22 protein-coding genes are annotated in these 22,877 nt (G+C 45.4%); 19 read left to right on the top strand and 3 right to left on the bottom strand.

The features are described 5' to 3' along the window. Positions 1-4 precede the first annotated feature (4 nt). The 4 genes from MHH50_RS18005 (at position 5) to MHH50_RS17990 (ending at position 2,720) form a co-directional block, all read left to right on the top strand. Positions 5-427, top strand: coding sequence for an SRPBCC domain-containing protein (locus tag MHH50_RS18005; protein WP_076129854.1), 423 nt, complete (start codon positions 5-7; stop codon positions 425-427). Between the two features lies 1 nt (position 428). Then, positions 429-761 (top strand): metalloregulator ArsR/SmtB family transcription factor, encoded by a 333-nt coding sequence (locus MHH50_RS18000; RefSeq protein ID WP_038571799.1) that lies wholly within the window; start codon positions 429-431, stop codon positions 759-761. Between the two features lie 109 nt (positions 762-870). After that, a complete protein-coding gene (locus MHH50_RS17995) occupies positions 871-1,902 on the top strand; it encodes an ATP-binding cassette domain-containing protein (RefSeq protein WP_340033231.1) in 1,032 nt (343 codons plus the stop codon). 2 nt (positions 1,903-1,904) lie between these two features. Further along, entirely contained in the window at positions 1,905-2,720 is an 816-nt protein-coding gene (locus MHH50_RS17990; RefSeq protein ID WP_076191054.1) for an ABC transporter permease, read from the top strand. Between the two features lie 138 nt (positions 2,721-2,858). Here the strand turns inward: MHH50_RS17990 and MHH50_RS17985 are convergent, their stop codons facing one another. After that, positions 2,859-3,512: a TetR/AcrR family transcriptional regulator gene (locus tag MHH50_RS17985; RefSeq protein ID WP_076129856.1), complete on the bottom strand. Its 654-nt coding sequence runs from the start codon at positions 3,510-3,512 to the stop codon at positions 2,859-2,861. Between the two features lie 199 nt (positions 3,513-3,711). Here MHH50_RS17985 and MHH50_RS17980 point away from each other — a divergent pair, with 199 nt between their 5' ends. After that, on the top strand, positions 3,712-4,497 hold the full coding sequence (locus MHH50_RS17980; protein WP_340033230.1) for an SDR family oxidoreductase: 786 nt from the start codon (positions 3,712-3,714) through the stop codon (positions 4,495-4,497). A gap of 49 nt (positions 4,498-4,546) precedes the next feature. On the opposite strand, the gene MHH50_RS17975 is transcribed toward MHH50_RS17980, so the two are convergent. Then, entirely contained in the window at positions 4,547-4,741 is a 195-nt protein-coding gene (locus MHH50_RS17975) for a hypothetical protein (RefSeq protein ID WP_340033229.1), read from the bottom strand. A 1,798-nt stretch (positions 4,742-6,539) separates the two neighbouring features. Here MHH50_RS17975 and MHH50_RS17970 point away from each other — a divergent pair. The 13 genes from MHH50_RS17970 (at position 6,540) to MHH50_RS17910 (ending at position 20,159) form a co-directional block, all read left to right on the top strand. After that, positions 6,540-6,866, top strand: coding sequence for a PadR family transcriptional regulator (locus MHH50_RS17970; protein WP_036688249.1), 327 nt, complete (start codon positions 6,540-6,542; stop codon positions 6,864-6,866). Between the two features lie 6 nt (positions 6,867-6,872). After that, positions 6,873-7,835 carry a permease prefix domain 1-containing protein gene (locus MHH50_RS17965; RefSeq protein WP_340033227.1) on the top strand — a complete coding sequence of 321 codons (963 nt, stop codon included), beginning with the start codon at positions 6,873-6,875 and terminating at the stop codon, positions 7,833-7,835. 251 nt (positions 7,836-8,086) lie between these two features. Continuing rightward, entirely contained in the window at positions 8,087-8,845 is a 759-nt protein-coding gene (locus MHH50_RS17960) for a Wzz/FepE/Etk N-terminal domain-containing protein (RefSeq protein ID WP_340033226.1), read from the top strand. After that, a complete protein-coding gene (locus MHH50_RS17955; protein WP_076277771.1) occupies positions 8,793-9,500 on the top strand; it encodes a CpsD/CapB family tyrosine-protein kinase in 708 nt (235 codons plus the stop codon). Before MHH50_RS17960 ends, MHH50_RS17955 begins: the two co-directional genes overlap by 53 nt. Before the next feature lie 5 nt (positions 9,501-9,505). Then, positions 9,506-10,741: an oligosaccharide flippase family protein gene (locus MHH50_RS17950; RefSeq protein WP_076281651.1), complete on the top strand. Its 1,236-nt coding sequence runs from the start codon at positions 9,506-9,508 to the stop codon at positions 10,739-10,741. An 84-nt stretch (positions 10,742-10,825) separates the two neighbouring features. Next, the gene (locus tag MHH50_RS17945) at positions 10,826-12,052 is read left to right on the top strand and encodes an O-antigen ligase family protein (RefSeq protein ID WP_340033225.1); all 1,227 of its coding nucleotides are present in this window, start codon (positions 10,826-10,828) and stop codon (positions 12,050-12,052) included. After that, complete coding sequence (locus MHH50_RS17940; RefSeq protein ID WP_340033224.1) at positions 12,000-13,310, top strand: glycosyltransferase family 4 protein; 1,311 nt, start codon at positions 12,000-12,002, stop codon at positions 13,308-13,310. Before MHH50_RS17945 ends, MHH50_RS17940 begins: the two co-directional genes overlap by 53 nt. Before the next feature lie 82 nt (positions 13,311-13,392). Continuing rightward, the gene (locus tag MHH50_RS17935) at positions 13,393-15,303 is read left to right on the top strand and encodes a nucleoside-diphosphate sugar epimerase/dehydratase (RefSeq protein ID WP_076280229.1); all 1,911 of its coding nucleotides are present in this window, start codon (positions 13,393-13,395) and stop codon (positions 15,301-15,303) included. A 27-nt stretch (positions 15,304-15,330) separates the two neighbouring features. Then, positions 15,331-16,425 carry an LCP family protein gene (locus tag MHH50_RS17930; protein ID WP_340033223.1) on the top strand — a complete coding sequence of 365 codons (1,095 nt, stop codon included), beginning with the start codon at positions 15,331-15,333 and terminating at the stop codon, positions 16,423-16,425. A 24-nt stretch (positions 16,426-16,449) separates the two neighbouring features. Continuing rightward, positions 16,450-17,076 (top strand): sugar transferase, encoded by a 627-nt coding sequence (locus MHH50_RS17925; protein WP_076129746.1) that lies wholly within the window; start codon positions 16,450-16,452, stop codon positions 17,074-17,076. Further along, positions 17,073-17,870, top strand: a complete 798-nt coding sequence (locus MHH50_RS17920) for a GNAT family N-acetyltransferase (protein WP_340033222.1) — start codon at positions 17,073-17,075, stop codon at positions 17,868-17,870. The genes MHH50_RS17925 and MHH50_RS17920 overlap by 4 nt, the downstream gene beginning before the upstream one ends. Then, positions 17,863-18,996: a GNAT family N-acetyltransferase gene (locus MHH50_RS17915; RefSeq protein WP_340033221.1), complete on the top strand. Its 1,134-nt coding sequence runs from the start codon at positions 17,863-17,865 to the stop codon at positions 18,994-18,996. The genes MHH50_RS17920 and MHH50_RS17915 overlap by 8 nt, the downstream gene beginning before the upstream one ends. Next, positions 18,993-20,159 (top strand): DegT/DnrJ/EryC1/StrS family aminotransferase, encoded by a 1,167-nt coding sequence (locus tag MHH50_RS17910; protein ID WP_340033220.1) that lies wholly within the window; start codon positions 18,993-18,995, stop codon positions 20,157-20,159. The genes MHH50_RS17915 and MHH50_RS17910 overlap by 4 nt, the downstream gene beginning before the upstream one ends. A 6-nt stretch (positions 20,160-20,165) precedes the next feature. Here MHH50_RS17910 and MHH50_RS17905 read toward each other — a convergent pair whose 3' ends face one another. Continuing rightward, positions 20,166-21,812 (bottom strand): glycosyl hydrolase family 28-related protein, encoded by a 1,647-nt coding sequence (locus MHH50_RS17905; RefSeq protein ID WP_339187445.1) that lies wholly within the window; start codon positions 21,810-21,812, stop codon positions 20,166-20,168. 101 nt (positions 21,813-21,913) lie between these two features. Here MHH50_RS17905 and MHH50_RS17900 point away from each other — a divergent pair, with 101 nt between their 5' ends. Beyond that, on the top strand, positions 21,914-22,858 hold the full coding sequence (locus MHH50_RS17900; RefSeq protein ID WP_340033219.1) for an NAD-dependent epimerase/dehydratase family protein: 945 nt from the start codon (positions 21,914-21,916) through the stop codon (positions 22,856-22,858). Positions 22,859-22,877: the final 19 nt, after the last annotated feature.

Below are 22,877 nucleotides of genomic sequence, written 5' to 3'. Positions count from 1 at the left end.
TATTATGCAAACTCAAGAACCCTTACAAGAAATTCGTCAAACGATTTTACTAAATGCGCCAATAGAAAAGGTTTGGAAAGCTGTTGCCACGGCAGAAGGAATGGCAGCCTGGTGGATGCCTAGTACATTTGAGCCTGTTGTTGGGCATGAATTCATCCTGCATGCTGGACAATTCGGAGATTCTCCTTGTAAAGTAACTGAAGTTGATCCTCCGAATCGTGTTGGTTTTAATTGGGGGAAGGATTGGCATCTTGCTTTTGAACTGAAAGAAATCGAAGGGAAAACGGAATTTACCTTGATTCATTCTGGATGGGACCCTGAAAAAGTTACTGAATTTGGACAACCACATCCAATCGTACGCGGTTTTATGAATAGCGGCTGGGAAAAAATCGTCCAAGAAAAACTTCCTGCTTATATCGAGGCTTAATATGCCGGTTGCTGAAGCAGGACATGATGTATTTCAAGCGATAGCAGATCCTACCCGACGCAGTCTGCTAAAGCTGCTCGCTAATAAGGAAATGTCTATAGCATCTATTACGGATTGCTACCCGATCAGCCGAACCGCTGTTAATAAGCATTTACAGGTATTGTCCGATGCGCAGCTTGTTAGCAGTCAGAAAGTCGGACGGGAGACCCGGTATAAGCTTCAGCCAGAACCTTTGCTGGAGCTGCAAGATTGGCTTGCCTTTTTTGAAGGTTACTGGGCTAATAAATTGTTTGCGCTTAAAGAATATGTTGAGGCTGACTCAGATGAGAAGTGATAAACCGGGTGGCGTGAGATCGCGCTCCCCGGTTTTTTGTGTTGTTTAAATTCAGTTTATAAAAGGGAGTTACCATCACAATACAAACTAAAACGTTGGAGGAATTGTAATGGTAAATGAACGCAAAAAAATAATTGAGCCCAACCCTGGAGATTGGGCCGTCGAAGCGCGTGGGCTCGTCAAAACGTTTGGTGACAATCGCGCAGTTGATGGAGTAAATCTGAACGTTAAGGCAGGCACGATTTACGGCGTTCTTGGTCCCAATGGGGCAGGAAAGACGACGGTAATTCGGATGCTGGCTACGTTACTTCGTCCGGATGCGGGGGCGGCGCGAATCTTCGGGCATGATGTGGTAAAGGAGTCGCAGATTGTTCGGCAATTGATAGGGGTTACAGGACAATATGCTTCTGTAGATGAGTCACTTAGTGCTACAGAGAATCTGATTATCTTTTCACGTCTTTTAGGGTTAGGGCGGGCAGAGGCGCGGCAAAAAGCAGCGGAGTTGTTAGAAGAGTTTGGTCTGACGGAGGCGGCGAAACGGCCGCTTCGAAATTTCTCTGGCGGTATGCGCCGACGTCTGGATCTTGCAGCAAGTCTGATTGCCCAGCCACCCCTTATCTTTTTAGATGAACCAACAACAGGTCTGGACCCACGGACACGTTCGCAAATGTGGGATACCATTCGTCGGTTGGTGAACACAGGATCAACAGTGCTGTTAACTACACAGTATCTTGAAGAGGCCGATCAGCTTGCAGACCGCATTGCAGTTATTGATCATGGCCATGTCGTTGCAGAAGGCATCGTGGATGAGCTAAAAGCTTCAGTGGGCACTACCTCGCTGCACTTAAAAGTCCAAAATCTTAAAGATATCGCTCAAGCGCGCCGGATTGTGGAACATGTGCTGCATATCCAGTCTATTGTGCCGAATGAGGCTGGAAAAATTACTGCACCGATGGCGAACGCTGATTTAGTCACTGATTTGCTTATTGCACTCCGCGAAGCGGGGATTCCACTCGCAGAGATGAGTGTGCAGAAACCGACGCTTGATGAAGTGTTTTTGACGATCACTGGCCATGGAGTTACGGATGAGGCATCCCAAGCATCACAAGAATCAATGAATAAGGAGGCAGCAAGAGCATGAGTATGAGAACTTCTATTATTAGTCCAGGTGCGACCCGACAATTGAAAAACCATACGAGCTTCAAACAATCTGTTCGTAACTCGTTAACGATGGCTTATCGCGGGATATTGAAAATCCGTCGCACACCCGAGCAATTGTTCGACGTAACGCTGCAGCCAATTATTTTCACACTAATGTTTACTTATATTTTTGGTGGAGCCATATCAGGAGATGTAGTGAGCTATTTGCCCGTTATTATTCCTGGTATTCTAGTGCAGACTGTAATCACGACCTCCATCGTCACTGGTGTCCAACTGCGGGAAGACATGGATAAAGGGGTGTTTGACCGCTTTAAGTCATTGCCGATTGCCCGAATAGCCCCATTAGCCGGAGCTTTGTTGGCAGATACGATTCGATATACGATCGCTACTGTGCTTACTTTTGTCATGGGTTATATTATGGGTTACCGACCTGATGGCGGTCTGGAGCATGTCGCAATTGCTGCGCTTTTGGTTATTGTCTGCTCCTGGTCGATTAGCTGGATTTTCGCTTTCTTTGGTGTGATTGCCCGAACCGCTTCCAGCGTACAGGGGATATCAATGATTGTGTTGTTCCCACTCACGTTTCTATCCAACGCCTTCGTGCCTGTAGATACGATGCCTAACTGGCTGCAATGGTTTGTCAAAGTCAATCCAATCTCGCATCTTGTGTCAGCTGTCCGTGAGCTTGCTAACTCTGGAACCGTAGGTTGGGATTTCGCTATTTCACTTATCGGAGCCGCTGTGATTGTTGCGGTTTTTGCACCTATCACTGTGCGTGCATATATGCGCCGGACATAATTAGAGAGATGAAGAAGCGGCAGAAATGCCGTTTTTTTTGTGTTTTTTTAGCATGTTAAAAAAGCCGTGATCTAAGGATATCCCAAGATTACGGCTTGAATTTGTTGAGTAGGGACTTGCAAAGAGGCCTTTTTAGAATTAATAATCTTTTTTAAAGAAAGTATGAATTAAATTGGAAACCGATCTATCATACAATATTTTAGCCGTTTCCTCGTTTTGAATATGTCCCCCTAAATGCAGATGAATGACGCCATGCAATGACGCCCACACCAGGTTCACAACAAGCAGAGGGTCTTTTTCGTTAATAAATCCTTGTTCGATGGCTTCTGTAATAAGGGCTATCACTTGTTGTAGTGCCGTAAAGATAGCATGTAAGCTTTCCTCCTCCGGTTTGAATTCGCTAAAGGCTCCTCCGAACATAACCATATAATAGCTAGTATGATTCCGTGAGAAATCCCAATAAGCTTGTCCAAGCTCGCGAAGATATAAATTTAGATTGTCTTGTTTTGGAACCGCTTGAAAGGCAGCAGCCAACAATTTACACCCTTGCAGAAAAAGCTCCTTCGCTAAACCTTCCTTGTTTCCAAACAAGTTATAAATGATTTTTGTGGGACATTCCATTTTTTCAGCAACCTTACGGATGGTTACACCTTCGGGTCCGGATTCATGCATAATGGCCGCAGCGGCTTCGATAATGTTCAGTCTTAATATTTCCGCATGCCGTTGCTTTGCTTTTGGGTAGGTTGTAACGGATTCAGCATCTATAGAAGATATTTTGGACGATTTTTGCATGTAGTTTCACTTCCTTAGAACTTTACTTTAGCTTTTTTTAGATAGCCGTTATTTCTAACCCTTATTTTACTGATGTAGAAGAGAAATAGCCAATAATTAAATGTGTAGAACTTTATTTGACAACACAACCTCACTTGGATACAATGATTCTTATTGAAACACTGTTTCTAAATGGTCGTTAAAGGGAGAGAGGATAGCAATGATTACAATTCAAAATAAATGGACGTTGATTACCGGAGCTTCTTCGGGTATAGGTGAAGCGTTTGCTCGAGAACTTGCAGCCAAAGGAAGTCACTTAATTTTAGTCGCCCGTTCTGAAGATAAACTGATTGCTATAGCGGAAAAATTAAAACGAGAATTTCAAATTCAAGCGGAGGTTCTAGTTGCTGATTTATCTCAAGAAGGTTCCCCTGACAGGCTCTATCAACAATGTGTAGAACGTGGATTGAACGTTGATATTCTTATTAATAATGCAGGTTTTGCTACGCATGGGCTTTTTGAACAACTATCTGGTTCGAGACAACATGAAGAAGTGATGCTAAATGTTTTGGCGGTTGTAGATCTGACCCATTTGTTTTTGCCAGAGATGTTAAATAGAAAAAGTGGAGTGATTATAAACGTTGCATCAACAGCTGCATTTCAACCTCTCCCTAATATGGCTGTATATGGAGCGACAAAAGCTTTTGTATTATCATTTACTCAAGCGCTATGGGAGGAAAATCGGAAACGGGGCGTACAATTTCTTGCGTTATGTCCGGGGTCTACGGAAACAGAATTTTTTAATGTCGTGGGAGCCGATGAGGCTTCGGTAGGCAAACGAGACACGCCAGAAAATGTCGTTCAAGTGGCTCTTCGGTCGCTTCAGGCTAAAAAAGTATTTGCTGTCCCAGGATTTACAAACTATATTTCTGCTCAAATGTCACGTTTTTTCACACGTAAACAAATGCTTTATTTTGTTGGACGCATGCTCCGTACACGACATTAATAGGTCAACGTATTCAAGTTGGTGTATTCCTTAGCAATGATTAACTATTTTATTGATTATAAAAAAACAACAAAACAGCGGTTCTCCCCATTATGGGAGAACCGCTGTTTTGTGTTTTGACTTGCTGACTTTGACTCCGTTCGCTTGAATTTACATCAACAAAATCAACATCAACAAAATCAACATCAACATCAACATCAACATCATCCAACATCACTATCAACATCGTCAACATCACCAACATCAATATCAACAATCGACATCTAAATCTCAATCACACCGCCGACTCATAATTATCCATTGTGGTACGGACCCAGATGATGTTATTAGCATGTTTTTCGCAGTTCTAGCGTAGTTTCGGACTCCAGTGCAGCTATTCCCTAGAAGTGGGCTCGAATATGGTGATTTGTGCGCCAATAGGTGCATTGGAGTCCGATAGGATCAGAAAAGTGGGGAATTTCTGCGAATAAGGTCAACTGAGTCCGATAGTAGCTCGTCCGGCAAAGTAAGGGGAAGTAAACACCTATGTTCTTGCAGTCAACCTTATTGTATTAAGGTTCAATAAAAAGGAAAACAAACCAGCGTTGGTTTGTTGCTTCAATAGATAATGGGGCAAGGAAGGCTAACGGACCCCAATGACGTTATTAGTATGTTTTTCGCAGTTCTAGCACAGTATCGGACTCCAGTGCAGCTATTCCCTAGAAAGTGCCCTAAATATGATGTTTTGTGCGCCAATAGGTGCATTGGGGTCCGATAGGATCAGCAAAATGGGGAATTTCTGCGAATAAGGTCAACTGAGTCCGATAGTAGCTCGTCCGGCAAAGTAAGGGGAAGTAAACACCTATGTTCTTGCAGTCAGCCTTATTGTATTAAGGTTCAATAAAAAGGAAAACAAACCAGCGTTGGTTTGTTGCTTCAATAGATAATGGGGCAAGGAAGGCTAACGGACCCCAATGGCGTTATTAGTATGTTTTTCGCAGTTCTAGCGTAGTTTCGGACTCCAGTGCAGCTATTCCCTAGAAGTAGGTTCGAATATGGTGATTTGTGCGCCAATAGGTGCATTGGAGTCCGATAGGATCAGCAAAATGGGGAATTTCTGCGAATAAGGTCAACTGAGTCCGATAGTAGCTCGTCCGGCAAAGTAAGGGGAAGTAAACACCTATGTTCTTGCAGTCAACCTTATTGTATTAAGGTTCAATAAAAAGGAAAACAAACCAGCGTTGGTTTGTTGCTTCAATAGATAATGGGGCAAGGAAGGCTAACGGACCCCAATTGCGTTATTAGTATGTTTTTCGCAGTTCCAGCGCAGTTTCGGACTCCAGTGCAGCTATTCCCTAGAAAGGGCCCTAAATATGATGTTTTGTGCGCCAATAGGTGCATTGGGGTCCGATAGGATCAGAAAAGTGGGGGATTTCTGCGAATAAGGTCAACTGAGTCCGATAGTAGCTCGTCCGCCAAAGTAAGGGGAAGTAAACACCTATGTTCTTGCAGTCAACCTTATTGTATTAAGGTTCAATAAAAAGGAAAACAAACCAGCGTTGGTTTGTTGCTTCAATAGATATTGGGGCAAGCAAGGCAAACGGACCCCAATGACGTTATTAGTATGTTTTTCCCTGTTCCAGCGCAGTTTCGGACTCCAGTGCAGCTATTCCCTAGAAAGTGCCCTAAATATGATGTTTTGTGCGCCAATAGGTGCATTGGGGTCCGATAGAACCTGAAAAGTAGTAAAATGCCTCGAATAACGCCAACTGAGTCCGATAGTACCTCATCCGCCAAACTAAGAGTAGGTAAACGTCACCGTCTATGCAAACAGCCTACTAGTAAACACCATCGTCCCCGCAAACACTACTGGCCTGCACCTTCGTATACCTAACCCCGTATTGGAAGCTACCTCATGCGCAGACAGCAATTGTGATTTAATCAAGGAAGGATCGGTCCTCAAATTATGTTGGCCTATTTTTCCATTAACTACTTCATCTGTCGTAGTAATTGTGTTATACTGCAACTACTACGACAGATGAAGTAATCATGGGGGGATATTTTTGATCAGCAGTGATGTTATACGCGGCTACAATGATACGATGATCCTATACATGCTGCTGGACGGGGAATCTTACGGGTACGAGATTTCCAAAAATATCAGGCAGTTAACGCAGGAGAAATATGTCATGAAGGAGACAACGTTATATTCTGCCTTCACCCGACTGGAGAAAAACGGATATATAGAATCCTTTTATCTGGATGAGAGTCTTGGCAAGCGGCGTACGTATTACCGGATTACCTCTTTGGGTCTCGCCTATTACCGAGAAAAATGTGAGGAATGGAAGGTTACACAGCAAGTTGTAAACCAATTTATCAAGGAGTGGTGATAGAGCATGGAGACGATCATAGTATATCTGGATAATATGTTTGCGGGTCTGCCAAAGACTCCGGAACTAGAACATCTGAAGCAAGAGCTGCTATCAGGGATGGAGGAGAAGTACCTGGAGCTGAAGCTTGCTGGCAAGTCGGAGAATGAGGCGATTGGTATCGTCATATCGGAATTCGGCAATATTGAAGAGCTGACAGCGGAGCTTGGCATCGATCCAGTTGCGCCAGAACAGGCTATTCCGGTGCTGACGGAAGAAGAGGTTTACGCTTATGCGGCGGCCAGACGAAGCGCTGGATTATGGACGGGGATCGGCGTTTTTCTCTGCGCATGCGGAGTGGCGTTTTTGATCACCCTGGATACAATATTTGAAAATAAGGCTGTTATGAGTGATAAAGGTTCGATGCTGGGGCTGGTCGGAATGTTCGTGCTGGTCGCTATCGCGGTCGGGATGTTTATACACAGCGGAATGAAGCTGGATCGCTTTAAGAGTCTGGAGCAAGGCTTTCAGCTGCCTTATGCTCTAAAAATGGCGCTTCAACGCAGCCAAAGTCTTTATGCTCCGACTTACCGTCTTTCTCTGATTACAGGAGTCTGCCTATGCGTACTGTCGCCGGCTTTTATCTTTACCACTAGCTATGTCAACGATGACTATGCTCCCTATGGAGTCGCTGCTTTTCTGTTTATTGCAGCTGTGGCGGTGTTTTTGTTCATCTATTACGGGAATATCCAGGGTACTTATACGAAGTTGCTGGAGGAGCCGAATATCACTACAGAGAAGCAGGAAGAGAACCGATTTGTTGGAGTTGTTGGGGCTGTATTATGGCCTTTGGCGACGGCGATTTTTCTGTTCACGGGTTTTGTCTATGGGCGCTGGGACGTCAATTGGGCAGTATTCCCAATTGCTGGAGTTCTATCCGGCATGTTAAGCAATGTTCATCATGTTCTGAAACGTAAAGATATCTCCTGATGGTGTTAACTGCACTTGTACATTCCTGAACTAGATAGTTTATATGTAAGGTATTCTACCAGTTGATTTTGCTGGAAGAATGCCTTTTTTTGTTGGATTTTAACAGGTGAGCTAAATGAGCCCTTTAATATTTTGACATTTAAATTTTAAGTACGGACTTGGACATATGTTGAGAGAAAGAGAATATGAATATACAACAATAATCTTGTTAAAGAGGCGACAATACATTAACTAGTTAGGAGAAATGATCGATGGAATTCGAACTGGGCAGCATTTTGAAACTAGTAAAACGTAGGCTGCTGTTCATTATTGTATTATGTATTGCTGCAGTCGGGCTCGCTGGTAGTGTTAGCTATTATGTTTTACAGCCGAAATACGAGGCGACAGCTTCTATACTTATTCAAGGGGACAGGCAGCAGAAAGCAATTAATGACATTATGGCCGGACAAAAGCTGGTAACCACTTACGGGGAGATCATTCGAAGCAGCAGGATAGCGGAAGAGGTTGTCAGAACGCTGCAGCTAAAAATGACAGCGGAAGAGTTACTCAAAAATGTGAAGACAAGAACCAATAGTGAATCACTCGTAACAACGGTAATTGTGACCAATTCAAAAGCTCAACGGGCAACAGATATCGCGAATGGCTTCGGAGAGGCCTTTAATGCGAATATTCAATCGATTATGGGAGTGGAGAATGTTGTATTTCTCGACCGTGCCAAGGTTTCTTCTGATCCTATCTCACCTAAGCCGGTCTTCAATATGGCTGTTGCCTTCGGATTGGCGCTGATTACCGGGATCGCAATCTCTATCCTCCGGGAATTGATGGAGAAACCCGTGAGAAGTGCCAAAGATATTCAGCTTGATTTGCAGCTTCCGCTTCTGGGAACCGTGGGCAAATTGAAGCCACGTAAACGGCGGAATAAAGCGAAAACCAAATCAGCAGAAGGAGCCACAAGTTATGAAGAAGAAAACGCCAAAATTATATTGCCTGGAACAACCGAAGTCATCTAACGGAGATCAATTCCGAAGCATACGCTCCAATATTCGTTATACCCGCGTTGGTGGAGAGATCCGCTCTTTATTAGTCACAAGCTCGCTTCCGGATGAAGGGAAATCAACGGTAGCGATAAACCTGGCGATTGCCATGGCGGAAGCTGGTAAGACAGTTCTACTCATTGATGGGGATCTACGTACGCCAACGGTGCATAAGGCATTTGATCTGCCTAATTGGATCGGGCTTAGCAGTATCTTAGTGGATCATACCCGCTTAGAGGATTGCATTATTTCTATTGAGGAAGCAGAAGGTTTGTCTGTATTGACCTCTGGTCCGATTTCACCAAATCCCGCTGAATTACTAGGCTCTGAAGGAATGAAGCGATTGTTTGCAGAGCTGAGCGTGCGTTTTGATACGATTGTCATCGACTCATCTTCTGTATTAATGCCATTTTCGGATGCCCTTATTTTGGCAACGATGACTGAGGGGGTATTGCTAGTTGTGAAATCCGGAAAAGTGCTCTTAAAGCACACGAGTTCTGCCAAGCACTTGTTAGAGCAGCAGGGAGCACATTTACTGGGAGCCGTATTGAATTATCGGAAAAAGAGCAGGCGTTCCAAGATTCGTGGTGAAGATTTTGCCGAGTGGGCCTCTTCTTCAGGAATGGTCTGACGTCTATGTCATTTGCTTCTCTTCGTTATTTGCTCGGGAATATCACTTACGCTGGTGCTCAGTTTGTGATTGTGATCCTGCTGAATAAATTCGGGTCATCGGCAATCGTGGGGCAATATTCGCTAGGGCTTGCAGTTACTGCTCCGATCTTTATGCTGTCGCATCTACATCTTCGTTCCGTATTAATCGTTGATTCATCGGGGAAATACAGTTTTGGAGACTTTCTGGGCTTACGGCTGATAACAACCGCCCTTGCGTTTACGATTACCGCAGGTTTTTGCATAATGAGTGGTTTGGATTGGAATACAGCATTGGTTATTTTCTTCATCGGTCTGTATAGAATCGTTGAATCAATCAGTGATATTTTATTAGGCATCGTTCAAAAGGAGGAGAGATTAGATCAAATCTCAATCTCCAGAATGGCAAAAGGGTTATTCTCCATTCTAATCTTCATCCTCGTATTTATCCCTACACAGAGCCTTATTCTTGCCTTGTTAGTCATGATTATCGGATGGTTAGCGATAACGATTGGATATGATGCTCGTAAAGCGAGAATATACACTTCTCTCAGGCCACTCTTCAACAAAAGAAGCCTATGGAGTTTACTGATCGTCAGTTCACCGCTAGGCGTGGTGTTGGCGTTGATGTCGTTAAATACGAATATCCCATTATACGCGATTTCCTATTTTAAAGGGGAGCATGACTTAGGTATTTATGCTTCACTCTCATATATGATTGTTGCCTGTAATGTTGTCGTCACCGCACTTGGTGAAGCCATAACACCACGTCTTGCCAGGTGGCATTCAGCCGGGAGACACAAGGAGTTTGTCACTTTACTCAGCCGAATGATAGCGATGGGTTTGGGTTTTAGTGCGGTCGCTTGTTTGATAGGGTGGTTGTTTGGACACAAGCTGTTAACCTTATTATTCAGTTCAGACGTGGCAGGAGAGTTAGGGTTGTTTCATTGGCTGCTGGCGTCCACCATGCTGGTATTTATTTCATCCTACCTGTGGTACGCCATAACGGCTACCGGAAGGTACAAAGCCCAGATTCCATTGTTTCTGTGCACAGCATTCACTAATGGCTTATGTTGTCTGATCTTCGTACCTCATTACGGGGTAGTAGGTGCTGCGATGGGAGCTAGTTCGTCGTTATTTGTACAGATGATTGGCAGTGTAGTTGTGCTGTATCGTGTCATCGGAAAGGTAAGAAATCGGGAACAGTCGGAAGCGGCAGCATAAGTTCTTTGTTTTATAGGAAAGTAGGAAAGTAGGAAAGTAGGAACTTGTATGACATCTGTATCTGTTGTAGGGAAGCCCTACACCATGCATAATTTATTTCTGTTTGCGGTCATGGGGTATATCATATGCCTTCCGGCACAGTTTGATTTTGGTGGAGCCTTCCGTATCGCCCCGTCGGATCTCTTCTTAATGTTAGGTTTGTTTGCCGCTGGATTCCATCTCAAATTGGACCGGAGGATATTCAGTTCATGGCATTGGGGCATGTTGTTCATTTTTGTTCTAGCTTCCTTTGTATCCATTTGGCGCAACGGCTTCATAACCCAATACGCCTTACTGCAAAAAGATATTGGATTCATACTCCTATTGTTGACCTACATCATGCTTGTGCAAGCCGTAGATAGCTGGGAACGGTTATATAAGATGCTCCGATTTTTCCTGATCAGTGTGCTGCTCTTAAATGGTGTTGCCCTATTCGCTTTTTTCAGCGGAGTAAAGGTTCCGTTTATGGTGCAAGACGGGCGGTTGTCCGGCATGTTAATTGATCCCAATGCATACGGGGGATTGCTGGTGACGGCTTTTGCCATTCATATCATGACGAGTGGGGAGAAGATAAAGCTGCTGCGGGGATGGGTCAGCATACTAGCGACGATAAGCTTAGCCGGGGGCATTATGATGACTTTCTCGCGCTCGTCATGGATTGGTCTCTTCCTTGTATTACTTACACTTTTGATTACCAAACCTTCCAGACTGCTCAAGATCGGAATGGGGTTTGGTGTGGCTTTTATAGCTCTGCTGCTGTATAAAGGCACCGCTTATCTAAATGTGCTGGAGTCTATGTCCAGCAGACCTTCCCAGATCCAGTCGCGTCTTGACATCATTGACAAAGCGGTGGATTGGATCGCACAAAGTCCATTATTAGGCATTGGGCTTGGTTCCTATAATTACGAACTGCGCATTATTATCCACAACACGCCAATATGGTTTTTGACTGAATTCGGCTTATTGGGCTTGATTGTATATGGAGGATTTATGATTTGGTTCTTCATTGTGGGTATCCGTTCTTATCGTGCAGCAGATCCCATTAATAGGCCAATTATTATGGCATTGCTGTTGTCCCATGCGGCGATGATTGGGTTATCGATGGGTATTGAGGCGTTATTCCAGCGGTATTGGTGGTTCATGATGGCGATGAACGGAGCTTGCATCCGGTTAACAGACAAAAACCTGAAAGGAGAGATGCCCTATCGAACCCAACACGTTGAACGGTCAACTGGGCGCAAGCTTCGACAACGAGCAGAGCAACCTCAATAAAAGCTCAAGTAAGGACATCGGGAGTATTCCAGCTGAGGGTGGCTTACAAGCAAAGGTTGCTTTTGTAGCCTCCATATATGGGCATTTCGAGAGTTTTCATTTACCTTACATGGGGTTATTGCTGCAAAAAGGGTGTGAAGTCCATGCTTACGCTCAGCCGGGCGAAGCCAGACAGCGCTTGGAACAGCGGGGAATTGTATGTCACGACGTACCTATACAACGAAGTCCTTTACAGTTGAAGAATTGGACGGCTCTGCGGATCTTAACGAAAAGCTTCCAAGCGGAAAAATTTCAGTTCGTCCATGTACATACACCAGTGGCTTCGATTCTCGGACGGATTGCAGCCCATAGAGCAGGTGTCCCTAGCGTATTGTATACAGCTCATGGTTTTCATTTTTTTAAAGGTGCTCCTTTTCTGAATTGGATGCTTTATTATCCGTTGGAGTATTTGATGGCACGTTGGACGGATGTACTGATCACCATTAATAGTGAAGATTATGAGCGTGCTCAGAAATTCCCTGTCCGAAAAAAAGTAACTTATGTGAGCGGAGTCGGGCTTGATCTTCAGGTATACGGTAGCGGTGAGGGGGATAATGAAATTGCAAAAATGATGGGGGAAAGTCGTTACCAGCTATTTGATTTACCTAAGAGTGACAATGATAATCCTTCATTCGTTGTTCTCTGCGTCGCTGAGTTAAATGCTAACAAGAACCAAAAACAGTTGATCGAAGCACTACATCATTTGGGTGATCAAGCAAGCGATATTCATCTAGCATTCGCAGGTACAGGTCCTTTCGAGCAAACCCTTATAGAACTTGCTATTCGGTTAGAGGTTAGGGATCAAGTGCATTTTCTGGGGTTCCGAAGAGATATACCGGATTTGCTACAAGCGTGTGATGTTGCGGCACTTGTGTCCTATCGTGAGGGGTTACCCCGGGCGATTATGGAGGCGATGGCAGCAGGCAAACCCGTGATCGGCACACATATTCGGGGCATTCGCGATTTGATTGAGCATGAGTCAACGGGCATGTTGGTTCCAGTGGATGATATTGCCGCTACGGCAAAAGCACTGGTTCAACTGCGAGCGGACGCAGCTTTGACCGCAGCAATGGGTAAGGCGAACAAGGACAGGATTATTCGCTATGGATTGCCAGCGGTGCTTCGTGAAATGGACTCGATTTATATAGAAGCGCTGAAAGAACCAGGGATAAAGCCATTTCCGTCTGAAGTACAAACGGGTCTGACAGCAGATAGATAATTCATTCTCGCATATACGACAACAAACGAATAAACGAATAAACGAATAAACGAATAATTAGTTAATTAGGGAGAAAGAAGTGATGAAAATGCGGATCGTACGTTTAGTCATGTTGGATGCAGGAATTATAGCGGCTTCAGTGTGGCTTGTGTTTTTACTTCGGTTTGATTTTCAAATCCCTGAGCAGTACATGTGGATGCTTCCGTGGGCGATACTCATTCACATAATGGTGTACGCAGCGTTCTCGTTTGGATTCAAGGTGTATAACAATATTTGGCGATACACCGGTATAGGTGAGTTATTGCAGCTGCTAAAAGTGAGTGCTTTAACACTTTGCGGAGTGGTCGCTGTCAATGTATCTGCGCATGTATTCGTCCCTTCCTATCGATTGCCGATTTCGATTTATTTTGCAGCGGGTTACGTATTTCTCGGCATTGCCGGCTTACGTTTAGTTAACCGCCTCATCAACGATAGATTCGAAACACTGGGAACAAAGGGTTCATCCGAAGGCAATCTGCTAATCGTTGGGGCAGGGAAAGCAGGCATCCTCGTTACCAAAGATATCAAGCATTCAAGATTTAAATTCATGAACCCAGTTGCCTTCATAGATGATGATATCTCAAAGCGCAAGCTGGAGCTTATGGGGTTGCCGATAGTCGGTAACCGTAACTTCATTCCCCAGGCAGTCGAGGAGCTGGACATTTCGTTCATTATCATCGCTTTGCCTACGGCTCCTCAAAAGGAATTACTGGAGATCATCGAAATCTGCAAATCTACCAAAGCTCAGATCAAGTTAATGCCTAGTATGACCGATATTTTGGACGGGAAAATGGCCATTAACATGATCCGTGAAGTATCCGTAAATGATTTGCTGGGGAGAAGTCCCGTAGAAATTAATACGGAAGAGATTCGTGAGAATCTGGGAAGCGAGTGTATTCTCATCACGGGTGCAGGCGGTTCAATTGGTTCGGAATTATGCCGGCAATTGGCTGCGTATCGTCCGAAGGAAATGCTGCTTTTGGGGCATGGAGAAAATAGCATTTATCTTATTGAACAAGAGTTGCGGCAGTTATATCCCGATCAGATCATTCATCCCATTATAGCGGACATTCAGGATGTATCGCGGATCGATAACGTTTTTCAAAAGTTCCGCCCCTCCATTGTGTATCATGCCGCTGCTCACAAGCATGTTCCTCTTATGGAGATGAATCCAGTAGAGGCAGTTAAAAATAATGTGATCGGCACAAGGAATGTAGCGGAAGCGAGTGCTAAATATGGCGCTAAACGGTTCATCCTCATCTCATCGGATAAGGCGGTTAATCCTACCAGTGTTATGGGGGCCACGAAACGAGCTGCGGAAATGATCATTAATGATCAGAATTCCTTAAGTAAGACGGTTTTTGCTGCTGTACGTTTTGGTAATGTGCTGGGCAGTCGGGGCAGTGTCATTCCGTTATTCAAAAGACAAATCGAAAACGGCGGCCCGGTGACGGTTACACATATGGATATGGTGCGTTACTTCATGACGATACCCGAAGCGGTACAGTTGGTTATTCAAGCAAGTGTGCTGGCACAAGGGGGAGAAGTGTTTGTGCTGGATATGGGTAAGCCAGTTCGTATATACGATCTAGCGAGGGATTTAATCCGCTTGTCGGGTCTCGAGCCTGACAAAGATATTCCCATTGTGGTCACTGGCATTCGTCCTGGAGAAAAATTGTTTGAGGAGCTTTTGACTGAAGAAGAAGGGTTATTGGTCACTAACAACTACCGTATTATGATTAGCCGCCCGCAAAGTGTCTCCAGATCTGAACTGAATTTGGTGTTGGGGGTTCTGGAGAACCTGTGCAAACGGTATGAACTGATGCCAAGCAGTCATCAGATCAAAAAACTGCTAAAGCAGCTAATTCCAAGCTATTCGGGTTTTCAGGAAGAACCGCAGGTGGGCACACATGATCTTGAACGCATTAAATCCGAAGTTCATGCGGGAATCTGACCTATGAAGTCGACTAAGCATTCATGGATGACAAGATTATGGGGCAAGCGCGACAAGGCAATTACTGGTAAACGTTCACGCATGCGGCGGGTGGGACGATACAGCCTGATTGTTATTCTTGTTGTGGTTGTAGTTGGGGGGATCTGGATTGGAGGGATATTGAATCCAGAGCATCGTTTTAATAAGGCGATTCTTAACCCCATGACGATCCCTAGCTCTAATGTGGTTACGGACAATGAAACGATGGTGCAATCGCTCAGCACACCAGCCCCACAAGCGCAAACGGATGAGCTTACCCTTACAACGTCTACACAGACTCCAACTGCGGTGACATCTCCAACAGACAAGAAAAGCTCATCCTTTAATGTAGTGCTAATTGGAACAGACACTTGGGGCGGAGAAAGCTCGCGGGCAGATACGATCATGGTTGCCCATGTGATGCCGGATCAACGGAAGGTGAATATCGTATCTGTGCCGCGGGACACGCGGGTTTATGTGCAGAACATCGGTTATACCAAGATCAATCATGCACATATCGTTGGTGAAACAAAGGGTGGGAATCAGCAGGGTACGCTGACACTGATTCAAGCCGTTAGTGATTTTATGAATATTCCTATTCATTACTACATCAAGACGAACTTCTCCGGTGTTCGTGATTTCATAGATTCGATCGGCGGGATCGATATGCTGATTGATCAGGATGTGACCATCACTCCGGAGATCACCATCAAGAAAGGTGAGCAGCATCTGGATGGTGCCCACACGCTTTATTTAGCAAGGGAGCGCTACTCGACTCCGGAGGGTGACTTTAGCCGCCAACGGGAGCAATTCAATATCGTTCGGGCTGTAGCCAAAAAGCTATTAAGTCCGGAGCATATTCCTGATCTAGCGGGACTGCTACTGCGTGAAAAGAAAGACATTATTGATACGAGTTTTAGTGACAGTGATTTGATGAGCTTAGCTTGGCTATTCAAAGGAATGGATTCCGCAGATTTTGCTTACGAACAGATTCCTGGCCATAACAGCTCTGCTCTAGATCCGCTCGTCCGAACCAAAGTGTATTATTGGAGTGCAAATCCGGAAGAGGTAAAGTCACTTACAGAACGTCTTTTTACGGAATAAGAGAAAGGCGGGGGAAAGACTACCATGTATCGCCATATGAAGCGGGGCTTCGATTTGGTGGGAGCGATCGTTATGTTAGGTGTGTTTAGTCCGGTCATGGCTGTGGTGGCGTTGCTGCTTCGGATAAAGCTGGGAAGTCCTATTTTGTTCAAGCAGCAACGGCCGGGAATGGGAGAAAGACCCTTCTACATCTACAAGTTCCGAACCATGGCTGAAATGTATGATGCGCAGGGCCAGCCGTTATCGGATGCTCGGCGTTATATCAAATTCGGCGGATTGATTCGAAAGCTGAGTCTGGATGAGCTCCCGCAATTAGTAAATGTTGTGAAGGGAGAAATGAGTCTGATCGGACCAAGACCTTTGCTCATCCGTTACAGCCCGCATTACTCTGAACGGGAGCGGCTGCGATTTACTGTAAGACCCGGAATAACGGGATTGGCGCAGGTATCTGGACGTAATACTTCGGAGTGGAAACAGCGGCTCTCCTATGACGTTACCTATGTTGAGAAGCTGAGCTTTAGATTAGATGCGTTGATCTTATGCAAAACTGTGCTGAAGGTGATCCGCCAAGATGACGTTGTGGCCAATCCGGGTGAGCATAGTCTGCCGCTCGATGAGTACAGAATGAACCAAAAGGAGGGGTCGGCATGAATTTGCGGTTTAGTCCGCTTCAGGAAGATGATATTCACCTTGCATGCCGGCTCTTACAGAGCAACTTGCCAGAGTCGGTCTACAATCAAACCATATTCGCCTGTGGCGGTTATCCCGAATATTTGAAAGCAGCATGTAAATGCGGAAGCCATTCAGCAACACTGCTGATTGGTGCCTATTCTGAAGATCATCTTATTGGATTCGCTGAATGGCGAAGAATGGAGCAGATGCTGGTTCTGAATAACTTGAATGTGGACGCAGCTTATCGAAAAGACGGCATCGGCGGCAAGCTTATGGCGTACGGGGAGACGTTGGCCCAAAAGGATGGCATTTCGAAGCTGGCACTTGATGTATTTTCGTGGAATGAGCAAGCTCATGCTTGGTATTTGCGGCTTGGTTTTGCAGAGGAAGGCCGGACTTACTGGTATGTAAGAGATTTGGCTCCATCGATTGATAGGGATAGAGAAGCATTGGCGTACATCATAGATGATTATCCGATGGCAGAGGCACATCATCAAAAGTATGGATTCTCTTCTCTTAAGATTAGAACGAAGGAAGAGACTTCAGTTGTGGGCCGGTTAGGTGAACAGTATTATCGTATCCAACTGCAAAGTGGAGGGTGGAGTGGCTGCAATCTTTTGACAGACGTATTAATGGATTTAGACCGGGAGAAAAGGCTATTGTTGCTTTCTTCAGATGCTTATTTGCGTGAGCGAGACCCCGGGCTAATCTTAAGCACTGAAAGTATACGTATGATCAAAATATTGGAGAATCAAGAGGTGTTGTATGAGTAACTTCATCGTGTTAGGCAGCTCTAGTTCAGCGGAATGGGATGCCTATTTGAACCAGTTAGAGACGAAGGATATCTATTTCTCCTCAGCGTTTTTTCGGCTGTTTGAGGATGGAGAGCATCAGCAGGCAGAGCTGTTTGTTTTTAAGCAGGGAGACCAGCTCATAGTTTATCCTTACTTACTTCGCTCCATAACACATCTTCCTGCCGTAATCCAACTGGGGCTTGAAGGCGATTGGTACGACATTAGTACACCCTATGGATACGGGGGACCGATATCGAATCTCCCTCCGGGAGCCGAACGAAGTGAGCTGTACCGGCAATTCAGTGAAACGTTCACGGATTACTGTAGAGAGAAAAAGATCATGACCGAGTTTGTAAGATTTCATCCTTTGATTGGCAACGCTACGGAATATCAAGGCGGTCTGACCACCGAATGGAATAGGAATACAATTTATATTGATTTGACTGTGGGTTCGGAGTCAGAGCTCATCCGGCATTATGGCAGCAATCATAAACGGAATATTCATAAATTAAAGTCCGCACCCTTTACGATTCGAAATTCGAATCTGAAGGATCGTATTGAGTCCTTCAGTGAATTGTATTACGGAACACTAAACGATTTACAGGCGGATTCTTTTTATTATTTTCCCAAAAAATTTATAGAAGATACTAGTCATCTACTTGAGGGGAGAGTAGAGCTATTCGAAGCTATGGATGGGGAAAAAACGGTGGCGACCAGCATCGTGTTACATGAACGACCGTGGATGCATTATCACCTATGTGGTTGGGATCGCGCCTATCTGCAGTGGTCACCTACCAAATTGCTAATACACGCAGCAGCCAAGTGGGGGATGGAAAATGGCTTTGAACGCTTTCATCTTGGCGGGGGATATAAGGGGAATGACGACTTATTTCAATTCAAGCATAGATTCGCGACACAACTGGAACCCCTTGACTATTACTTAGGTAAACGAATTTTTTTCCCAGAGTTGTATGAGCGGATCATATCCTTTTGTGACACCAGAATATCAGGAAATTACTTTCCGCTCTATCGGCATCCAGATCTCGATATGATATGTATTCCATCTGAAGAAATCGGGCCAAATGGAGAAAGGAGCTTCGCATGAGCATTCGTCAAACGAGCATTCTGCCACGAATCTTGTTATCCCCGCCGCATATTAGTGGACGTGAGCAGGTCTACATGGAGGAGGCGATACACTCTGGTTGGATTGCTCCTATTGGTCCGCAAGTTGATGCGTTCGAGCGGGAGATGGCCGCCTACACAGGATCAAAGGGTGCACTAGCGTTAAGCTCTGGCACGGCGGCGATTCATCTCGCACTTCGTCTAGCCGGTGTCACACAAGGAGATTACGTGATCTGTTCTACGCTCACGTTCGTTGCTAGCGCCAATCCTATTTTATATTTGGGGGCCACCCCCGTATTTGTCGATTCAGAGCCTGAGACCTGGAACATGTGTCCGCTAGCTTTTCAGCGGGCCTGCCAAGTTTTGAATGACAAAGGGCTGCTGCCAAAAGCGGCTGTTGTCGTCAATTTATACGGACAAAGTGCAGACATGGCGCCCATTGTAGAAATAGCTAACCAATATGGAATTACCTTGATTGAGGATGCTGCCGAATCACTGGGCGCTTTCTACCAAGGCAAGGCCAGCGGAACCTGGGGCCAATTCGGAATCTATTCTTTCAACGGAAATAAGATTATTACGACGTCAGGTGGGGGCATGCTCGTATCCGACGATACCGAAGCCTTAGATCAAGCGCGCTTCTGGTCTACGCAAGCCCGAGACACTGCCCCTCATTATCAACATTCCGAAATGGGATACAACTATCGGTTAAGCAACCTGTTGGCAGCCATAGGACGCGGTCAATTAGAACTGCTTGAAGAGCGAGTAGAGCGTCGCAGATCTATTGGCCGGCGATATAGGGAACGTTTAGGTTCCATACCGGGTCTTCATTTTATGCCGGAAGCGCGCAATTGTCGCAGCACGCACTGGTTGAGTGCGCTGACCATCGATGAAGAAGTGGCGGGGTTCTCTTCACAACAACTCCTGTCATGTCTGGAACAGCACAATATCGAAGCTAGACCTGTATGGAAACCGCTGCATTTACAACCCTTGTTCGAGAGCAATTACTACTATCCTTACAGTGAGGAATACAGTGTATCGGATAAATTATTTTCAACAGGTGTCTGCCTGCCTTCTGGAAGCTCTTTATCGGATGAGGATTTGGAACGTGTCGTTTATGCGATAGAGACATGTAACCAATACCGTTGATTCATCTTATTTAGCCTTCCATCCGCTGGCTGCTGATCCGCTTTCCTTCACATACAAAGTGGCTTGTGCCGTGCCATCCGTTCGCATGGCCAGACTGCCAACTGGGGCGGTTACGACTCCCTCGGGCGAACCCTCTACTATGAACACCGCGGGCAACACTGCCCCGCCAGTGAGGCGAATGGCCCGTTTGAAGTTACCGTAGGTCGAGAACCATTCAGGGAGCGAATATGGATTATACAAGGTTCCTAGTGATGTGCCTTGCATGCCGATTAGTGTTTCGAATTCTAGAATTCGCTTTACCTTCACTGCTCGGGTATCAAACACCGCTACATTATTGAGGCGCAGAGACGGTTTAGCTGCACCGTAAGAAGAGACTAGCACTACCTGATTGGTTCCGCTATTGCGGACGATCATATTGTCGACAGTAGCCATCGCGTCAGACTCCGTTGTGAATAAATGCAAGGTATTGCCCGTTAAATCCTGTGCATCTATCGTCCCCACATAAAGATCTCCTCCGTCGATTCGGACACCACTTGCTAAGGTGGAACCCGAACCGTACATTCCTAAAGAACCGATGTGCAACCTTGGTTTACCTCCGGCAGCATTAAACGCTGCATAGATCGCAGGGCCCCCGATGCCATCGAACTTGGCGCTAGCGATATCAATAAATTGTGAATAGATCGTCTGTAGACCGAAGTTAGCTTTATGATCGGTGGAACGGATAGCCAAATGATTGATTTTCAGCGTCAGTCCATAGGACAGTAAGGCTGGACTTACCGATCCGCTTACACGCATATCTAGTGAACCGATGTCGAGTGTCCAGAGTCTAGCGATAGCATCTGTAAGCCCTGCTGATAGGTCGTTACCGAAACCTATGGTTGTCAAGGAGTCGAATCGCTGATAAAAGCTGCGCGTTCCTTTAAAGACATCGGGTTCAAGATCGAGAGAGTTAGCACCAGTAAAACCAGGCGCGCCACCGCGGCTATTATTCAGAACCGCTCTGTTGACATGAAGCTGGTCTACAAAATGGACCACAAAGTTCTTTCGTCCAGCAGTCTCACAGCGTGCATATCCGATGTGCACATTAACGGAGGGGATTTCTTCTGTCCCCCCAATGAAGATATTATCCCCATAGCAATCGTGAGAGTACACTGACTCTATCGTTATATTTTGCGAAGAAGAAATGAACAAGCCGTGAAGCTGATCGTTGACGGCTGTTTTAACAGTCGATGCACTTCCATCAATTTCAAGGGTGCCCGCGATTGTGATATTTGAGGCATTTAAGATTACTAGAACCCTAGTGTCTGAGGGTGGGTTCGGGGCAAGCACAAGTTTGGAGCCGGCTTCAAAGCTTAAATTCGTTTTGGACGGAATTCGAAGACACCACCAGTCGAGGACGGAGGGGTTACGCATGCGTCCCGAAGATACCTTATATACACCTGGAGGAAAGATTACTACTTTGTTTTTGGCGTTTCCCGCATTGATAGCATTTTGAATCGCTACTGTATCGTCCTTGATACCGTTTCCTACAGCGCCGTACGATCGGACGTTCACATAACCGTTAGTCTCAGGGTCTAATTTAATAGATGTGACCGCACCATCAGAAAGGATGGACGTAGTCACCGAGCTGTCTGGAATAGGGGCAGTAGCCATATACTTCACTCCTTTATCCTTTGATTTTGTATTTTATGTGAATTTTTCGGGGAATGCACGGTACAAAGATCACTCTTAGCGGGCGAAAGGAGTTTTTTATTTTGAAGGTATTGGTAACTGGGGGGTTAGGCTTTATTGGATCCCATGTGGTTGATCGGCTAATAAAAAAGGGCATAGAAACTGTGATTGTAGATAATGTATCCGGAGCCTCCGGTCTGACTTATATGAATCCTGCTGCGGTTCTGTATAAGTACGATATTCGGGATGAGACTTTGCATGAGGTGTTTAACCTTGAAAAGCCAAATGCAGTCATTCATCTGGCTGCACAGATCGACGTCAGAGAATCACAGCGGAACCCGTTATTTGATGCGAATGTGAATATTGTTGGCACGCTGAATGTACTGCGCATGTGCGAGATCCATCAGGTTCAAAAGCTAGTTTATGCCTCGTCGGCAGCGGTTTATGGGAACCCGGAATATTTGAGCATTGATGAGCAGCATCCCTTAAATCCCGAGTCCTGCTATGGTGTATCCAAAAGTGTACCAGAGTCATATATTCGGATGTTTGCCAGCTTACATGGGCTGAAATATACGATTCTGCGTCTCGCTAATGTATATGGGCCAAGGCAAAGTTCGCATGGAGAAGCTGGCGTTGTTTCTGTTTTTCTGGATCGTATAAAGCAAGGGAAGGATCTCGTAATCTATGGGGACGGTGAGCAGACTAGAGATTTCGTCTATGTGGAGGATGTGGCGCAAGCGTTCGTTGACGCGGTTCAGACCGAAGGCAGGGTGAATAATGAGACGATGAATATTAGCTGCGGAATACCAACCTCGATAAATACGATGGTTCGGATGTTAGGGGACATCACGGGTCGGGATTTCCTGACAACCTATGCGGATCCTCGTCCGGGGGATATTCTCCATAGCTATTTAAACAATCAAAAAGCCCAGGAATTATTGTCTTGGTTCCCTAACCATAACTTTCATACCGGGCTGGAAAAAACAATTACTGACCGCTTAAGTGTAGGAAGCGCAGTAGATCATTAAAAGCACCCATTGAAAGGGG

The organism is Paenibacillus sp. FSL H3-0302, from assembly GCF_037982245.1.
Taxonomy (GTDB): Bacteria; Bacillota; Bacilli; order Paenibacillales; family Paenibacillaceae; genus Paenibacillus_AQ; species Paenibacillus_AQ odorifer.
The sequence above is the reverse complement of the archived record's forward strand: the minus strand, read 5'-3'. Positions and strand labels throughout refer to the sequence as shown.

Coding starts and splice junctions, on each gene's coding strand:
- MHH50_RS18005 (WP_076129854.1), top strand. CDS start 5: ATGCAAACTCAAGAACCCTTACAAGAAATTCGTCAAACGATTTTACTA.
- MHH50_RS18000 (WP_038571799.1), top strand. CDS start 429: ATGCCGGTTGCTGAAGCAGGACATGATGTATTTCAAGCGATAGCAGAT.
- MHH50_RS17995 (WP_340033231.1), top strand. CDS start 871: ATGGTAAATGAACGCAAAAAAATAATTGAGCCCAACCCTGGAGATTGG.
- MHH50_RS17990 (WP_076191054.1), top strand. CDS start 1,905: ATGAGAACTTCTATTATTAGTCCAGGTGCGACCCGACAATTGAAAAAC.
- MHH50_RS17985 (WP_076129856.1), bottom strand. CDS start 3,512: ATGCAAAAATCGTCCAAAATATCTTCTATAGATGCTGAATCCGTTACA.
- MHH50_RS17980 (WP_340033230.1), top strand. CDS start 3,712: ATGATTACAATTCAAAATAAATGGACGTTGATTACCGGAGCTTCTTCG.
- MHH50_RS17975 (WP_340033229.1), bottom strand. CDS start 4,741: ATGTTGGTGATGTTGACGATGTTGATAGTGATGTTGGATGATGTTGAT.
- MHH50_RS17965 (WP_340033227.1), top strand. CDS start 6,873: ATGGAGACGATCATAGTATATCTGGATAATATGTTTGCGGGTCTGCCA.
- MHH50_RS17960 (WP_340033226.1), top strand. CDS start 8,087: ATGGAATTCGAACTGGGCAGCATTTTGAAACTAGTAAAACGTAGGCTG.
- MHH50_RS17955 (WP_076277771.1), top strand. CDS start 8,793: ATGAAGAAGAAAACGCCAAAATTATATTGCCTGGAACAACCGAAGTCA.
- MHH50_RS17950 (WP_076281651.1), top strand. CDS start 9,506: ATGTCATTTGCTTCTCTTCGTTATTTGCTCGGGAATATCACTTACGCT.
- MHH50_RS17945 (WP_340033225.1), top strand. CDS start 10,826: ATGCATAATTTATTTCTGTTTGCGGTCATGGGGTATATCATATGCCTT.
- MHH50_RS17935 (WP_076280229.1), top strand. CDS start 13,393: ATGAAAATGCGGATCGTACGTTTAGTCATGTTGGATGCAGGAATTATA.
- MHH50_RS17930 (WP_340033223.1), top strand. CDS start 15,331: ATGACAAGATTATGGGGCAAGCGCGACAAGGCAATTACTGGTAAACGT.
- MHH50_RS17925 (WP_076129746.1), top strand. CDS start 16,450: ATGTATCGCCATATGAAGCGGGGCTTCGATTTGGTGGGAGCGATCGTT.
- MHH50_RS17920 (WP_340033222.1), top strand. CDS start 17,073: ATGAATTTGCGGTTTAGTCCGCTTCAGGAAGATGATATTCACCTTGCA.
- MHH50_RS17915 (WP_340033221.1), top strand. CDS start 17,863: ATGAGTAACTTCATCGTGTTAGGCAGCTCTAGTTCAGCGGAATGGGAT.
- MHH50_RS17910 (WP_340033220.1), top strand. CDS start 18,993: ATGAGCATTCGTCAAACGAGCATTCTGCCACGAATCTTGTTATCCCCG.
- MHH50_RS17905 (WP_339187445.1), bottom strand. CDS start 21,812: ATGGCTACTGCCCCTATTCCAGACAGCTCGGTGACTACGTCCATCCTT.